Origin of the sequence: Empedobacter sp. 225-1, assembly GCF_030328185.1 — a bacterium.
Classification (GTDB): domain Bacteria; phylum Bacteroidota; class Bacteroidia; order Flavobacteriales; family Weeksellaceae; genus Empedobacter; species Empedobacter stercoris.
The window spans coordinates 33,281-50,566 of record NZ_JACALO010000014.1; the positions used below are offsets into that span (position 1 = coordinate 33,281).

A 17,286-nucleotide genomic window follows, 5' to 3' on the forward strand; every position below is an offset into this window, starting at 1 on the left:
TCAATTTAGAAGTCCTTATTTATATTGCATAAAACAAACATCAATTATTTCATCTGCAAAATTACAATTACTTATTTCTATCGGAATAGTATTAATCCCTTCTTGAATTGTATATATAGCCGAATGTTTCGAATAAATTTTTGAAGCATTTTTAAATTTAAATTGAAAAATACCTTTCTCATTCATCATTCCTCTATTGTTGATAGTGACGGTATACTTGCAATTATTCAAGGTTTTGTTCCAATCTGTTACATCAACTGTAAAAGAACAAGAATAATGTTTGCTGTCATCTTCTTGCCATAAACAAGACTGAAAACTTAATAATAAAATGAAAAAACTAAATTTTATATACTTCATTGACATTGATTTGAGTTGTAAATAAGCCGTAATTTACAAAAACGGTATCTTTTTTCAATTTATCTATCGTTCCAACACTCGATGAACCATGAATTTTGACACGATCACCAACTTTCAATGCCTCAATTTTTTTCTTCGTTTCAGCTTTTTCTTTCTGTTCAATGACTTGTTTTTGTTGAGAAATTGTTTCTGAATTTTCTTTTAATTCTCGCTTAACTTCTTTCTCTACAATTTTTTCGATTTTCTTTAACTGTTGAACTTCTTTCGTCTTTTTCGAATTTTCCATTTCAATCAACTTCAAGAAATTGGCAATCATTTGTTTTTTATTCTTCGTTTTTAAGTAAGAATCAGCCATGTCCGAAATACGTTCACCCAATTTCAAACGTTTTTGTTCACGATCATATAATTGTTGGAAATCATATAATTTTTGCTGAATTTTTTCGTTCGTTAGTTCTAATTTTTCATTATGTTCAATATTCGTTTCGCGTAACTCTTCAACATGATCTTTCGTTTTTTGAATTTCGAATTTTTCTTGTTGAAGTTTTAAAATAGTTTTATCTAAACTTACTTTTTCACTTTCAACTTTTTTCTTCGCACGATTAATCAAACGGTAAGGAATTTTATTTTTCTCTGCTACTTCAAATGTAAACGAACTTCCAGCTTGCCCAATTTCTAAACGATAAAGTGGTTCGAGCGTTTTTTTATCAAACAACATACAAGCATTTATCGCTTCTGGTAAGCTTTCAGCACTCAATTTGATATTGGTGTAATGCGTTGTAAAAACGCCAAAAGAATTTCGTTCATAAAACTCTTCAAAGAATACTTCTGCTAATGCACCACCTAATTCAGGGTCAGAGCCCGTACCAAATTCATCAACCAATAATAATGTTTTGTCATCTGCATTTTTCAAAAAATACGACATTTGTTTTAGACGATAACTGTAGGTTGATAAATGATTTTCAATCGACTGATTATCCCCAATATCGGTAAAAATTTGATCAAAAAATCCAAATTGACTTTCTTCTTTTACAGGAACTAAAACTCCACTTTGAATCATCAATTGCAATAAACCAATTGTTTTTAATGTGATGGATTTTCCCCCTGCATTTGGTCCAGAAATAATAATGATTCGGCAATCTTCGTTTATTTCTAAACTTTGTGGAATTGTTTTTTGTGTTTTTCTTTTATTGTTTAAATACAAAACCGGATGAAACGCATCCACTAATTTAATGATTCTCTTTTCTGAAATTTCGGGTAAAATACCATTGATTAAATACGCATAATTTGCTTTAGCTTGTGTAAAATCAATGTATTCCAAAAACGTTTGATATTCTTCAAGATGAGGTTTGTATTCCGCAATTTGAGCAGTTAAATCCAATAAAATTTGAATAATCAAATGTTTTTCTTCTTCTTTAAATTCTTCCCATTCGCGACGAGGATTTAGGACACTCTCTGGCTCAATAAATGTAATTGATCCTGTTTTTGATGTTCCTAAAAATTGACCTTTTACACGTTTTCTTAACGCAGATTTTACAGCTAAAACTCGACGATTTCCAATAACAGATTCACGAATATCATCCAGATAATCAGAATGATAACTCATCGACTTGTTAAATAATTCGGTAATACGACCATTTAAATGACGAAGTCTATCACGTACAATTTTTAAAGCTGGACTTGCATCATCTTTTATTTCTCCAAATTTATTGAATACTTGATCAATTAATTTTACGATATTTTTTTCGTAGTTAATCGTCGAAGCTTTCTCGAATAAAACAGGTGTGTACTCATGAAAAAGCGTCAAATATTTCAAGATTTCTTTTACTTGAAGTGTATTGGCCTTGATTTTGAAAAATTCTTCGGCTGGCAAATAATAATTTTCGATTTCTAATCGACTCAGATTTTCATCTAAAATATAATATTCTGAAAAAGGAAAACGATTTCCCGTTTCAAATGTTTTCAAATATTCATTTGTCGTCTGAAGGTCCTGCACCAAAATTTGGTGATCTTCATAAGGTTTTAATTGATGAATAAATTCTTCAACCTTTTCTGTATAAGCAAATTCTGCGATTTCTTTTTGTACCGCATTAAATTCTAAATCCTTTAAAGTTTGTTCTGATATTTGCATTGATACAAATTTACGCATAATTTTGTTTCCGTAATAAAAGTGAAAAATGGATGTGAAGATTGATGCGACTTGGAAAGAAGTATTGAAGGATGAATTTGAGAAAGATTATTTTATAAAATTGATTGATTTTGTTAGAGATGAATACCAAACAAAAACAATTTACCCTCCCGCATCCAAAATATTTTCTGCTTTTGATAATACATCATTTGACAATGTTAAAGTCGTTTTAATTGGGCAAGATCCCTATCATGGGGAAGGACAGGCGAATGGATTGTCTTTTTCTGTTGCAGATGGAATTAAATTACCTCCAAGCTTACGCAATATTTACAAAGAATTAAAGAATGATTTGGACATTGAAATTGCTACTTCAGGTAATTTAGAACCTTGGGCAAAACAAGGTGTTCTTTTATTGAATGCAACATTAACCGTTGAAGCATCAAATCCTGGATCACATCAAAAGAAAGGTTGGGAAAAGTTTACAGATGCTGTGATACAACAGCTTTCAGATAAAAAAGACAACGTAGTGTTTATATTATGGGGAGCCTATGCACAAAAAAAAGGTGCAAAAATAGATCGTTTTAAACATTTTGTGATCGAATCTGCACATCCGTCTCCATTAGGAGCTTACAGAGGGTTTTGGGGAAGTAAACCTTTTTCTAAAACCAATTCATTTTTAGAAGCTAAAAATATTCAGCCAATTGATTGGAAAATAAAATAGCCAATTACATCATCATAATTTTTTTTAGATATGCATTAAACATCTGAGGAGAATTGATATTAATATATGGGATTTTATCTGTTATTTTCTCTTTTAAAGGTTTATAGCTTGTTAAAAAAATAGTGATTGTAGGATATTTTTTTTTGATAGTGATGATATAATCTGTTAGCGTATTTATATTATAATTTTCACTGATGTAAATAACGATATGGGTGATGTTTAGATGTTCCAAACATTCTATAATAGATTTTAAACTTTGATTTTCACCTAAATAAATTCCTTTTTCATTGTTTATTTTTAAAAATAAATAAGAATATAACAGTTCTAAATCATGAAATTCATCTTGTGGTAAAAACAACATCCATTTGCGATTATTCGTTTCTGTTTGATTTATTGATTTAATAAGATAAAAAAGATGTTTTCGAATTAAATTATTAGAAAATGAAATCAATGATTCTTGTATTGAATACTTTGCAAGTATTTCTGACATAAGACTCAAAAAAGGAAATACAATGTCGTTACAACAAATCCCAATGCCTAATTTTTTGAAGCAAATGGTTAAGACTGTATCAAAAAACTTCGCATCATACGAAAAACACGAACAAACCATTAGTTTAATTAATGGACGATAATTTTTATTATTTTGAAGATAAGTTTGTATCTCAAATTCACAAATAACTTGTAATTCGGAAATTGTCTTTAAACTCAATTTCTCAATCGTATTTTTTTTATTTGATTCATTAAGAAAAGAGATCAGCATTAATTTCTTTAAATTTTCGTGATCAAATAAAGTATTTTGATTAATTTTTTCTTCCGTAAAAAGCTTATACTTCTTATTCCATAATGTAATCATTTGTTCATTCAATTCAGAAAATTCAGAAAGGTTTTTCAAAGTATAAGTATTCATATAACTCAGTTTAGTGCTTTTAAAGTTAATGATATATTGCAATAAAATCAAAAGAAAATTTATGAACCTGTCAATGTTATTTGTTTATTTTACTTGATATGATAATTTATAGGTATATTTTTAGTTTAAAAATTATAGTATCTTAGCAAGAGTCATTAAAAATCAAAATCACAAATAAATGTCACAAATTACTCAAGAAGAAAAGAAAGAAAAGTTTGTACATCCTATACAAGAGGCTTATCATCCTAAAAACAAAGTGCGTATTGTAACTGCTGCTGCTTTGTTTGATGGGCACGATGCTGCTATTAATATCATGCGTCGTATTATCCAAGCAACAGGTTGCGAGGTTATACATTTAGGTCACGATAAATCTGTTGAAGATGTTGTAAATACAGCCATTCAAGAAGATGCAAATGCAATTGCTATGACATCATATCAGGGTGGTCATAACGAATATTTTAAGTATATGTACGATTTGCTTCAAGAAAGAGGAGCAGGTCATATCCGCATCGTTGGTGGTGGAGGTGGAGTTATCTTACCTTCGGAAATCAAGGAATTGATGAATTACGGAATTACACGTATCTATTCTCCAGATGACGGGCGCGAATTAGGTTTGCAAGGAATGATTAACGATATGGTTGAGAAATCTGATTTCCCTACAGCTGCTTTAGAGTTACCAAACGGAAAAGATGTGTATCAATCGTTACAAGATAAAGACATCACAACGATTGCTCGTTTAATTTCGTTAGCAGAAAATCGCGAAGAGGACTTTTTAAAAGCCTTTGACTATGATAAAGTAGCAGATAAATCGGCACCAGTTTTAGGAATTACTGGAACAGGTGGAGCAGGGAAATCTTCTATGGTTGATGAATTAGTGCGTCGTTTTTTAATTGATTTTCCAGAGAAATCAATTGCGTTGGTTTCAGTTGATCCTTCAAAAAAGAAGACAGGAGGAGCGTTGTTAGGCGATCGTATTCGTATGAATTCAATTAACAACCCTCGTGTGTACATGCGTTCGTTAGCAACTCGTCAATCAAACTTAGCTTTGTCTAAATATGTAGAGGAAGCGATTCAGGTTTTGAAAGCGGCGCAATATGATTTGATTATTTTAGAAACTTCAGGAATTGGACAATCGGACACCGAAATTTTAGATCATTCGGATGCATCATTGTACATCATGACACCAGAATTTGGTGCTGCAACGCAGTTAGAAAAAATCGACATGTTAGATTTTGCTGACATTGTTGCGATCAATAAATTTGATAAACGTGGTGCTTTAGATGCGTTACGCGATGTGAAAAAACAATACCAACGCAATCATAATCTGTGGGATGTAAATCCTGATGAAATGCCAGTTTTTGGAACAATAGCCTCTCAATTTAACGATCCAGGAACGAATCAATTATACAAGTCTATTATTGATAAAGTGGTTGAAAAAACGGGAGCTGATTTGAAATCTACTTTTGAAATTACAAAGGAGATGTCAGAGAAAATCTTTGTGATTCCGCCTGCTCGTACTCGTTATTTATCTGAAATTGCTGAAAATAATAGAGGTTACGATGCAAAAGTAGTTTCTCAAAAAGAAGTTGCACAGAAGTTGTACGGTTTTTTCAAAACAATCGAAACGCTTTCTGGTAAAATGCCTACTGTCACTCCGCATGGAGTCGAAGTTACTGGGACAGACAACGCTGATTTAGTAAAAGTTCTTTTAGCAGAATTTGATAAATATAAAATGAACTTAGATCCTTTCAACTGGGAAGTTATTACAACTTGGGATGAAAAGGTAAATAAATATAAAAATCCGGTTTATACGTTTAAAGTTCGCGATAAAGAGATTAAAATTCAGACACATTCTGAGTCGTTATCGCACTTACAAATCCCTAAAATTGCGTTGCCAAAGTACGAAGCTTGGGGCGATATTTTACGTTGGGTTTTACAAGAAAACGTACCAGGAGAGTTTCCATTTACGTCGGGATTATATCCGTTTAAACGCGAAGGAGAAGATCCAACGCGTATGTTTGCAGGTGAAGGTGGACCAGAACGTACTAACAGACGTTTTCATTATGTGTCGAAAGGCATGCCAGCGAAGCGTTTGTCAACAGCTTTTGACTCGGTGACTTTATACGGAAACGATCCAGGGCATCGTCCTGATATTTACGGTAAGATTGGTAATGCAGGTGTTTCGATTTGTTGTTTAGATGATGCAAAAAAATTGTATTCTGGTTTCGATTTATCACATGCTATGACATCGGTTTCGATGACCATTAACGGTCCTGCACCTATGTTGTTAGGGTTCTTTATGAATGCGGCTATCGATCAAAACTGTGAGAAATACATCAAGGAAAATGGTTTAGAAGCAGAAACGGAAGCGAAAATTAAAGCTATTTACGAAGACAAAGGCTTAGAAAGACCACGTTACAATGGCGATTTACCAGAAGGGAACGATGGTTTAGGATTGATGTTGTTAGGTGTAACTGGAGATCAAGTTTTACCTGCAGAGGTGTATGCTGAAATTAAGAAAAACACGTTGGCACAAGTTCGTGGAACGGTTCAGGCAGATATTTTAAAAGAAGATCAAGCACAAAACACATGTATCTTCAGTACTGAGTTTGCGTTGCGTTTGATGGGAGATGTTCAAGAGTATTTCATCAATCAAAATGTTCGTAACTTCTATTCGGTTTCTATTTCGGGTTACCATATTGCAGAGGCAGGAGCGAATCCAATTACACAATTGGCGTTTACGTTGGCAAATGGATTTACGTATGTGGAATATTATTTATCTCGCGGAATGGATATCAATGCGTTTGGACCAAACTTATCGTTTTTCTTCTCAAATGGTATCGATCCAGAATATTCAGTAATTGGTCGTGTGGCGCGTAAAATTTGGGCAAAAGCCTTGAAGAATAAATACGGAGCGAACGAAAGAGCGCAAATGTTGAAGTATCATATTCAAACATCTGGTCGTTCGTTACACGCACAAGAAATTGATTTCAACGATATTCGTACAACGTTGCAAGCATTATATGCGATTTACGACAACTGTAACTCGTTGCATACCAATGCGTACGATGAGGCGATTACAACGCCAACAGAAGAATCGGTACGTAGAGCAATGGCTATTCAGTTGATTATCAACAAAGAATTAGGTTTAGCGAAAAACGAAAATCCAATTCAAGGTTCGTTCATTATCGAAGAGTTAACCGACTTAGTGGAAGAAGCGGTTTTACAAGAGTTTGATCGTATTACAGAGCGTGGAGGTGTTTTAGGCGCGATGGAAACGATGTATCAACGTTCTAAAATACAAGAAGAATCGTTGTATTACGAAACGTTGAAACACAACGGAACGTTCCCAATTATTGGTGTAAACACGTTCTTAAGTTCTAAAGGTTCGCCAACAGTGGTTCCGGCAGAGGTTATTCGTGCAACAGAAGAGGAAAAACAATTCCAAATTAAAACGAAAGAACGCTTGCATCAATCGAAAGAAGAACAAGCAAAAGTATGGTTAGAGAAAGTACAACAAATCGCTATTCAGAACGGTAATATATTTGAAGCGTTGATGGATGTGACCAAAGTTTGTTCTCTTGGGCAGATTACAGATGCTTTATTCAAAGTAGGTGGTCAGTACAGAAGAAACATGTAGTTTTTAGTTAAATATCATAAATTTTATAGAATCAAAAGCCCTGTATTTACAGGGCTTTTGATGTTCATGTAAAAACCTGCGCAGGTTTTGGTAAACTTCTGCGCAGGTTTTTGGTAAAAGTAGCGCAGGTTTCAAATCACTATCAGTTTATTCTCCTAAAAGAACCCCCGAAACATTCCAATAACTAAACGCGTTTCCTTCTGGTTTTCCTTGAGGAATCTTAACCTGCAAGCTGTGTTTTCCCGCTTTTAAGTTCCCTAAATCTATAAAAAATGGGTTTGTAACTGTGCCTGGACACCAATTAGAACGGCTGTAATCAGAGGAAGATAACCCATTGTCAAAGTTTCCCGAAGCAGGATTGTAAGCACGATACGACCCACAATCTTGTCGCCAAGGAATGATATTGAACACATTTTGTCCATCAAGAAAAACACTATTTTCCTTTGGTACAAATTCGTCTCCGTTTTCCCAACCACCATGTCCAGTCGTTGTAAAGCGTAATTTTGCATTGTTATAATCTTCTTTCAGAGTAAATTCAACTGTAAAACCATTCGGATTATCAAACAAAGAAGGGTATTCTTGACCTGCCATTTCCATGATGTTTGTTGTGTTGAAAATAGGTTGCACTTTTTTGTTTGGAAGAGTTGAAGAATTGGAAGGATGAACTGTGATATTGGCTGAAATTGTATGCCCACCTTGATCATAATTTCCGATAAAAAATCCAACTAAAACCTCTTGATTAGACAATAATCGTTGCAATTCTGTGATCTCTTGACGGTACCTTGCTTCTGTTTCCCATGATTGACCTTTCAGTTGTATGTGATTAAATTTATTAATGCCAAAAGGTGTAAAGAATCGCATCAATTCAATAGTTGGTGTATAATTTTCTGTTAAAAAATAACCTTGATACTTCTTGTTGTTTGGCGCAGTGTATACAGGCAATTGATTGATTCCTTTTTGCAAAGCATCCATAAACGTGATTTTAGAATCGCGCGGGATCAAAAAAACCGAACCTGTACGGTCATAAGCATCTCCATTTGATTGTTGTGTAACATTTAAGAAAATTTGACTTCCTTCTTTAATTAATGGAAGTTTTATTTTTCTGACCACAACAGTTCCATTAACAAAGCGATAAATCGAATCGTTTGATAGGAAGTTATTGCTGAAATTTATCTGTTGATTGGTTAAAAGTGGAATGTCTACAAACTTACTTTTCCAGATAATATCTTTATAAGTTAAGATATCGACAGGTTCATGTAGTAATTCTTTTGCAATATATTGGCTTGGAATAGGTTCTTTTTGACGTTCTATTTTCGATGCTCGAATGGTCATATTATTATTACGTGTAAACTCTAACACAAATCCCAAACTCAGTCCCACTATTGTTGGCGCAGCATTGATGTCCATATTATCGACAAACCAAACATCGATAGTGTTTGAGTTGATAGAGGTTGTTGCTTTCTTACAACGCAAACCTAAAATACGTTTGGTTTCTTTTGTAATTGTAAAAACCGATTTATTTAGAGCAATTGAATCATTAGAGATAATAGAATGAACCGAATCAAATTGTGTCACCAATGAAATAACAGAAGGATTTGTTTTGGTGTAATAAACCATTTCATCAGGATAGTTTGTCGTGTGATGAAAGCTTTCTTGCTTACCAATAATGGTTTCTTTCGTATTAGCTAATACTTGTATTGGATTGCTTTCGATTACTTTTTTACCATTTGAAAATCGTTCATAGGTAATTTTGTAGGTTTCTTGTGCATTCAAAGCAATCGCTTGAATACAAAACATAATAAATAAAATTGATTTCGATTTCATGTGTGATAATTAAAAAAGGTTTACAAACGAATTGTAAACCTATAAAATTATCTATTAGTATGAAAAATATTCTTACACAAATGCATTAATTCCTGTGATATCTGCACCAGTAATCAATAAGTGAACATCGTGCGTACCTTCGTACGTAATAACAGATTCTAAGTTTGCAGCATGTCGCATCATAGGGAAATCACCAACAATTCCCATTGCACCAATGATTTGACGAGACTCTCTTGCAATGTCCAAAGCCATTTTTACATTGTTACGCTTTGCCATAGAAATTTGTTCTGGCGTTGCTTTGTTTTCATTTTTCAATGTACCTAATCGCCAACATAACAACTGAGCTTTTGTAATTTCTGTAATAAATTCGGCTAATTTTTTTTGCTGTAATTGATAAGAAGCAATCGGTTTTCCAAATTGAGTTCTTTGTAATGAATAGTTTAAAGCAGATTCGTAACAATCAATTGCAGCGCCAATTACACCCCAAGATATTCCGTATCGAGCCGAGTTTAAACATGATAAAGGGCCACGTAAACTATTCACTTCTGGTAAAATATGGCTTTCTTCTATTTTTACATTCTCAAAAACTAACTCTCCTGTTTTAGAAGCTCTTAATGACCATTTGTTTAATGTTTCTGGTGTTGTAAAACCTGGCATTCCGCGTTCTACAATTACACCTCTTATTTTTCCTTCTTCATCTCTTGCCCAAACAACAGCAATATCACAAATTGGCGAATTTGTAATCCACATTTTTGCTCCATTTAACACATAATGATCACCATTTTTTGTTAGACGAGTTTCCATTCCGCCTGGATTAGAGCCGTGATTAGGTTCTGTTAATCCAAAACTTCCGATGAATTCTCCAGAAGCTAATTTTGGTAAATACTTGCGTTTTTGTTCTTCAGAACCAAATGCATAAATAGGATACATGACCAAAGAAGATTGCACAGATGCAGCAGATCGTACAGCGGAATCGCCACGTTCTAATTCTTGCATGATTAATCCATAGGACATTTGATCTAAACCAGCGCCTCCATATTCTTCTGGTATGTATGGACCTAATGCACCAATTGCACCTAATTTTTTCATTAAATCAGGGATATCTTTATGATGTTGTGCAGCATCATCTATAACAGGTTTTATTTCGTTGTCCACAAAATCTCGAACAGATTGACGAATTAATTTATGTTCTTCAGTTAACAAATCATCAATCTTAAAATAATCTGTAGTTAAATTCATTTTATGCGGTTTTATTTTATTAAATCTAAAGATTATTCAGTAAATTAAAAATTATTCTGAATAATATTTATTAAAAATTTTAGATTATGAAACTTTTGACTAATTTAGGTAAAAGTTAAAACCACAAAATAACACAAAAAAATGATAGAAAACGAATTAAAAGAATTGGGTATTTCTTCCGAAAATCTCGGAACATCGACAGGAAGTACTTGGTTTGGAAAAGGTGAAGAGCTTTCTTCTTACTCGCCAGTAGACGGAAAATTAATAGGAAAAGTAGCATCATCTACAAAAGATGATTACGAAGAAGTTATCACGAAAGCTCAAGCTGCTTTTAAAGAATGGCGAATGATTCCTGCTCCAAAAAGAGGGGAGATAGTTCGTCAGTTTGGGGATAAACTTCGTGAGAAAAAGGCTTCTTTGGGAAAATTGGTTTCGTATGAAATGGGGAAATCATATCAAGAAGGTTTAGGAGAAGTGCAGGAAATGATTGATATCTGTGATTTTGCTGTTGGGTTATCACGTCAATTGTATGGTTCGACTATTCATTCAGAACGACCATTGCATCGTATGTACGATCAATATCATCCACTTGGAATTGTTGGTGTGATTTCAGCTTTTAATTTCCCAGTAGCTGTCTGGGCTTGGAATACATGTTTGGCATTGGTTTGTGGAGACGTTGTCGTTTGGAAACCGAGCGAGAAAACACCTTTGTGTGCAGTTGCATGTCAACACATTTTAGCAGAAGTTTTAAAAAGTAATGATATTTCAGAAGGCGTTTCTTCTTTGGTGATGGGTGATAAATCAATCGGTGAATTGATTGCAGCAGATCGTCGTGTAGCATTGGTTTCTGCAACAGGTTCTACGCGAATGGGAATTGAAGTGAACAAAGTGGTTGCTGCTCGTTTAGGTAAAACAATTTTAGAATTAGGTGGAAACAATGCGATTATTGTTACACCAGATGCTGACCTTAAGATTATGCTGACTTCGGCTGTATTTGGAGCTGTTGGTACGGCAGGACAACGTTGTACAACGACAAGGCGTCTAATTGTTCATGAGTCGATTTATGATAAAGTAAAAGAATCATTAGTAAATGCTTACAAACAAATTAAAATTGGAAATCCTTTGGATACATCGAATCATGTTGGACCATTAATTGATCAACAAGCTGTAGAGATGTATTCGAAAGCAATAGAAAAAATCAACCAAGAAGGTGGGAAAATCATCGTTGAAGGAGGTGTTTTAGAAGGAAATGGTTTTGAGAGTGGTTGTTATGTGAAACCCGTTATTGCTGAGGTTGATAATCATTTTGAAATAGTACAACATGAAACTTTTGCACCGATTTTATACTTAATCAAATATTCGGGAGATGTGTTAAATGCAATTGAAATTCAGAATAATGTGGCTCAAGGTTTATCATCTTCAATCATGACAAATAATCTTCGTGAAGCTGAATTATTTTTAAGTCAACAAGGTTCTGATTGTGGAATTGCAAATGTAAATATTGGTACGTCTGGTGCCGAAATTGGAGGTGCTTTCGGTGGTGAGAAGGAAACAGGTGGTGGCCGCGAGTCTGGATCAGATGCTTGGAAAGCGTATATGCGACGACAAACGAATACCATTAATTATTCGACAGAAGTGCCGTTAGCGCAAGGAATTAAGTTTGACTTTTAAATTAAAAAAAAATGAGTACAGTACACGAAAGATTAGCAAAACATATATTAGCAGACGGATATCCAATTGTAATGGACATGGACAAATCGCATGGTTCTTATGTGGTGGATGAAAATGGAGTAGAATATTTGGATTTATTTTCGATGTTTGCTTCGACTGCAATTGGGTATAATCACCCACATTTAATGGCTAAAATTGATTTTTTAGGACGAAATGCAGTCAATAAACCTGCAATGTCAGATATTTATACAAAAGATTATGCCGATTTAATTGATACGTTTGAGCGTGTTGCAATGCCAAAAGAATTACAGTATTTATTCTTTATTTCGGGAGGAACGTTGGCAGTTGAAAATGCACTAAAAACTGCATTTGATTGGAAAACAAGACTTAACTTTTCGAAAGGAATAGAGAAGGAGGCAGGCGAAGTAATTCATTTCAAGCAAGCTTTTCATGGGCGTTCCGGTTATACTTTATCTTTAACAAATACCAAAGATCCTCGTAAATATGAGTACTTTCCGAAGTTTGATTGGCCAAGAATTGAGAATCCAAAACGTATTTACCCAGTTACAGAAGATAATCTTGGTAAAGTTGTTGAGTCAGAAAATAGAGCGATAGCGCAGATAGAAACAGCTTTGGAACAACGAAAAAATAAAATTGCGTGTATTATCATAGAACCTATTCAAGGTGAAGGAGGAGATAATTATTTCAGAAAAGAATTCTTTCAAAAATTAAGAGCAATCTGTGATAGAGAAGAGATTTTATTGATTTTTGACGAAGTCCAAACAGGGATGGGAATGACAGGTAAAATGTGGGCTTTTCAGCATTATGATGTAGTTCCAGATGTTATCTCGTTTGGTAAGAAAACACAAGTTTGTGGCATATTAGCCAACAAAGAAAAGTTGGATCAAATTCCAAATAATGTTTTTAAAGAATCAAGTCGTATCAATTCAACTTTTGGAGGGAATTACATTGATATGTTGCGTTTTAAGTTAATTTTAGAAGTGATAGAACAAGAAAAATTAGTAGAAAATGCAGCAGAAAAAGGAAAATATATTTTATCGAAGTTGAATGAGATTGCAAAAGAAACGAAGAAAATCCATTCGGTTCGAGGATTAGGATTATTTATCGCATTTGATTTTAATTCGGACTTAGATCGTTCAGCGTTTATTAAAACATGTTTCGAAAATCATCTGATTATTCTCCCTTGTGGAGAAAACTCGGTGCGAATGCGTCCACATCTCAATATTTCTGAAGAAGACACCAATAAAGCAATAGAAATTATTAAATTAGCATTAAAATAAACTACAAAAGCAACCAATTAAAGGTTGCTTTTTTAAATTTGTATGAGATAAAACTAAATTATGATAGACTCTTTTTTCTTCGATTTTGATGGGACTTTGCAAGGTTTTGAAAACCATGAAATAAGTGATTCTACAATCGAAGCCTTAAAATTATTGAAACAGAAAAACAAAAAAATATACATTGCTACAGGACGAAATATGGCAGATATGCCGGATCATATTTTCACCTATGGTTTTGACGGTTATATCAATAACAATGGTGGAATGTGTTCGAATGAAAAAAGTGAAACTTTTTTTGTAGATTATATCAATCCCAATGATATAGAGGCTTTGTTGAAATATGACGAAGAAAATCCTTTTTCCTTTTCATACATGACCAAAGATGCGTTCAGTATCAATCGTGTGAATGAAAATGTAGAAAAATCGTTTGCTTATTTTGGAATGGAAGTTCCTGAAGTTGTTGATCCGCGAACTTTACCAAAAGATAATATCATGCAAATGAACTTTTTTGTCGATGAAGAACAAGAAGCCTATTTGATGAATAATATTATGAAAAATAGTCTTAGTACACGTTGGATAGAATATTTTGCTGATATAAACCCGAAAGATATTAGTAAAATGCGTGGAATAGAGCGAATGGCTGAACGCGATAATTTAGATTTAACTAAAACAATGGCTTTTGGTGATGGTGGTAACGATATTAGTATGTTGAAAGGTTGTAAAATAGGCGTAGCAATGGGCGATGCGAAAGAGAATGTTCGTGAAGCGGCTGATTATTATACAACTTCTGCAGATAATCACGGAATATGGAATGCACTGAAACACTTTGAGATAATTTAAAACATATTTTAATTTATATAGAAAAAATCCAACTTCGGTTGGATTTTTTTCTTTTCACAATATTGTGTTAATTATATGTTCTATTATTGTAGAATTAAAAAATAAAAATTATTTTAGAGTATTAATTAAAAACTACAATATAATGAAACAATTATTACTAGCTGGATTTTTACTTTTTTCGAATTTTGGTTTTGGGCAAGAAAAGCTTATTGTCGATTATAAATATGATATAAAGCATGATGAAGAAAAAATAAAGGAGTTTGAAAGAGAGCAAGCACAAAAAGGAGGAGGTACAATAAAAATTGGAGGGTCTCCAAATATTTATTATCAATTAGAATATAGTGATCATCAGTCCGTTTACAAAAAAATAGAAACCATTAATAATGATCAAAATGCAACAATGGGATCTTTTACGTTTAATATTGGAGGAGAGTATAAAGCTTTGACTAATGAAATAAATAAAAAAGAGTTTCGTCAAGAAGTCGTTTTAGACAAACAAAATTATATCGTTGTGACGCCACACAAAGATTATCAATGGAAAATTACAGATATTGAAGATACAATTTTGGGATACAAAGTAGTGAAAGCTGTTGGAAATGATGAAAATAAGCAGATTGCAGCTTGGTTTGCGCCAGATATTAAGGTTGATGCAGGACCAAATCAAGTAAACGGTTTGCCAGGTCTGATTCTAAAAACGGTAAGCGAAATGGGAAATAAATTTAGCTCGATTATGACCTATGAAGCTGATAAAATTAATTTGAAACCAAAGAAACTTTCAAAAGTAAAGCCTATAAATGGGAAAGAAATAAGTCAAGAAGAATTCAAAAAATTACAAGATGAATCTCGTCAAAAAATGAGAGAATCTTTTTCGATCGGAGTAGATAAAAAATAATTTTACATACGAATAATGCTCATGATTTAATCAAAAGTATTTTTATAATTTTTTTTTTGAGGGAAAATTGAAATATAAAGGGAAACATTTTGTTTTCCTTTTTTTGATGAATCACCCGCAACTCTGCTACCCAATCCACAATCTGCTGTACATATTGTAACCATTATAATAATGCATTAGTAGCAAACGAAGATTATAAAAAGCTATGGATTTTATCGCGTAAAAAAGAAATATCGGATAAAGTAAAAGATCGATTTTTAGATTCAGCAAAGAAAGAAGGGTTTGATCCAAATAAATTAATTTGGCTATCTCAGCTGCGAATTACAAAATAAAATATTTAGAATTTAAACCTAACAAAAAAACCTCTCAATTTTGAGAGGTTTTTTGTTTTATTTTAAGTTTTTCTTTTCCCAATCAATCGGAAATTCACAACTTTGATATTCTTTTCCAATTTTTACATAAGCATCACCAACTTGACGTTTTACCCAATCCATCAATAATGTACGTTCTTTGTCTTGAACAGCAAATTTTTGAATTCGATAATAATCATCTTCATAATTAATTTTATGTTCTGGATAGAATTTGTTAACCTTTAAGATTCTTAACGCTTTTCTATTGTCGAAATCATCTTCGAAAACTTGTGAGATATCTCCTTCGTTTAATGTCGCAACAGCTGTAAACATTGGTAATGGTAAAGCCATTTTCTCGAAACGATCATCGCCAGAGTTTTGGTTCATGATATTTCCTGAGTTAAATTTTGTGTATTTATCATCAGAAAATCTTAGTGCTGCATCTTTGAAAGTCATTTTACCATCATTAATTAATACTCGAATTGAGTCTAATTTATTGTTAGCTGTTTTGATTTCTTCTTCAGTAGGTTTCAATGTAATTAAAATGTGACGTAAGTCTAATTCTTGACCACGACGTTTTTCTAATTTGATAATATGGTATCCAAAATCAGTTTTGAATGGATCAGAAATTTCACCTTCTTGTAAGTTAAACGCTACTGCATCAAACTCTTTTACCATTTTACCACGAGAAACCTTTTTGTATTCACCACCATTGCTCGAAGAACCTGGATCTTCTGAATATAAAATTGCTTTTGTTGCAAATGAAGCACCTTCTTCAATTTCTTTTTTGATTTCTTTTAATTGATCAATGATTTTTTGTTGATTTTCTTCTGAAATCTGAGGATACATCACAATATGGCTAATAGAAAGTTCGTCCTTAACATCAGGTAATTCCCCTTGGTGTTTTTCGAAAAACAAACGTACTTCTTCTGGTGTAGCATCTGCACCTTTTACAACCATTTCTCTTTTCTGACGCGCATAAATATTATCTTCAACGATATATTTAGTTTCGTTTTTCATTTCCGCCATTGTGCGGAATCCGAAATAGTCTAAAATTTGTTTTTCACCTCCAGCTTGTGCAATCAAACCTTCGATTTGACCATTTAACTGACGTGTTACTTCGTCTTGAGTCACTTTAATTAAAGTATCTTGTTTTGCACGATCAACCAACATTTTGTCTAACATAATGTCGTTTAAGAAATCACATTTGTTTTCAACTTGCATTCCTTGTTGTTTTGACATTAAGTAATCACGATCTACATCAGACTCTAAAACAATCTGATCTCCTACAACAGCAGCAATACCATCTACTTTAGCCAGACGTTGTGGTGTTGATTTTGCTGTTTGTGCAAAAGTATTTACCGTCAATAATGTTGCAATTAACAACATCATACTCGATTTAAATTTCATATACTTTAA

Annotated in this window: 13 protein-coding genes; 7 read left to right on the top strand and 6 right to left on the bottom strand. The window is 33.1% G+C overall.

Annotated features, from left to right (window positions below):
- Positions 1-15 precede the first annotated feature (15 nt).
- Positions 16-357 carry a hypothetical protein gene (locus HX088_RS05855; RefSeq protein ID WP_171621661.1) on the bottom strand — a complete coding sequence of 114 codons (342 nt, stop codon included), beginning with the start codon at positions 355-357 and terminating at the stop codon, positions 16-18.
- Positions 338-2,485: an endonuclease MutS2 gene (locus tag HX088_RS05860; protein ID WP_286483663.1), complete on the bottom strand. Its 2,148-nt coding sequence runs from the start codon at positions 2,483-2,485 to the stop codon at positions 338-340. Before HX088_RS05860 ends, HX088_RS05855 begins: the two co-directional genes overlap by 20 nt.
- A gap of 46 nt (positions 2,486-2,531) precedes the next feature.
- On the opposite strand from HX088_RS05860, the gene HX088_RS05865 reads away from it, so the two are divergent.
- Positions 2,532-3,203 (top strand): uracil-DNA glycosylase, encoded by a 672-nt coding sequence (locus HX088_RS05865; RefSeq protein WP_188320167.1) that lies wholly within the window; start codon positions 2,532-2,534, stop codon positions 3,201-3,203.
- 4 nt (positions 3,204-3,207) lie between these two features.
- On the opposite strand, the gene HX088_RS05870 is transcribed toward HX088_RS05865, so the two are convergent.
- Positions 3,208-4,110 (bottom strand): hypothetical protein, encoded by a 903-nt coding sequence (locus HX088_RS05870; RefSeq protein ID WP_171621664.1) that lies wholly within the window; start codon positions 4,108-4,110, stop codon positions 3,208-3,210.
- 178 nt (positions 4,111-4,288) lie between these two features.
- Here HX088_RS05870 and HX088_RS05875 point away from each other — a divergent pair, with 178 nt between their 5' ends.
- On the top strand, positions 4,289-7,750 hold the full coding sequence (locus HX088_RS05875; RefSeq protein ID WP_284583826.1) for a methylmalonyl-CoA mutase family protein: 3,462 nt from the start codon (positions 4,289-4,291) through the stop codon (positions 7,748-7,750).
- A 147-nt stretch (positions 7,751-7,897) separates the two neighbouring features.
- Here the strand turns inward: HX088_RS05875 and HX088_RS05880 are convergent, their stop codons facing one another.
- Together HX088_RS05880 and HX088_RS05885 are read right to left on the bottom strand one after the other, a co-directional pair.
- A complete protein-coding gene (locus HX088_RS05880) occupies positions 7,898-9,574 on the bottom strand; it encodes a PNGase F N-terminal domain-containing protein (RefSeq protein ID WP_286483664.1) in 1,677 nt (558 codons plus the stop codon).
- A gap of 72 nt (positions 9,575-9,646) precedes the next feature.
- Positions 9,647-10,813, bottom strand: coding sequence for an acyl-CoA dehydrogenase family protein (locus HX088_RS05885; RefSeq protein WP_260543430.1), 1,167 nt, complete (start codon positions 10,811-10,813; stop codon positions 9,647-9,649).
- Positions 10,814-10,954: 141 nt separating this feature from the next.
- Here HX088_RS05885 and amaB point away from each other — a divergent pair, with 141 nt between their 5' ends.
- The 5 genes from amaB to HX088_RS13915 all read left to right on the top strand — a co-directional run bounded on the left by amaB (position 10,955) and on the right by HX088_RS13915 (position 15,849).
- Entirely contained in the window at positions 10,955-12,484 is a 1,530-nt protein-coding gene (gene amaB / locus HX088_RS05890; protein ID WP_286483665.1) for an L-piperidine-6-carboxylate dehydrogenase, read from the top strand.
- A gap of 11 nt (positions 12,485-12,495) precedes the next feature.
- On the top strand, positions 12,496-13,785 hold the full coding sequence (lat, locus tag HX088_RS05895) for an L-lysine 6-transaminase (RefSeq protein WP_286483666.1): 1,290 nt from the start codon (positions 12,496-12,498) through the stop codon (positions 13,783-13,785).
- 60 nt (positions 13,786-13,845) lie between these two features.
- Positions 13,846-14,625: a Cof-type HAD-IIB family hydrolase gene (locus tag HX088_RS05900; RefSeq protein WP_286483667.1), complete on the top strand. Its 780-nt coding sequence runs from the start codon at positions 13,846-13,848 to the stop codon at positions 14,623-14,625.
- Positions 14,626-14,767: 142 nt separating this feature from the next.
- Positions 14,768-15,517, top strand: a complete 750-nt coding sequence (locus tag HX088_RS05905; protein WP_286483668.1) for a GLPGLI family protein — start codon at positions 14,768-14,770, stop codon at positions 15,515-15,517.
- A 140-nt stretch (positions 15,518-15,657) separates the two neighbouring features.
- Positions 15,658-15,849, top strand: a complete 192-nt coding sequence (locus HX088_RS13915) for a lipocalin family protein (protein ID WP_353619284.1) — start codon at positions 15,658-15,660, stop codon at positions 15,847-15,849.
- Between the two features lie 57 nt (positions 15,850-15,906).
- Here HX088_RS13915 and HX088_RS05910 read toward each other — a convergent pair whose 3' ends face one another.
- Positions 15,907-17,277 (bottom strand): peptidylprolyl isomerase, encoded by a 1,371-nt coding sequence (locus HX088_RS05910; RefSeq protein WP_225539005.1) that lies wholly within the window; start codon positions 17,275-17,277, stop codon positions 15,907-15,909.
- Positions 17,278-17,286 lie beyond the last annotated feature (9 nt).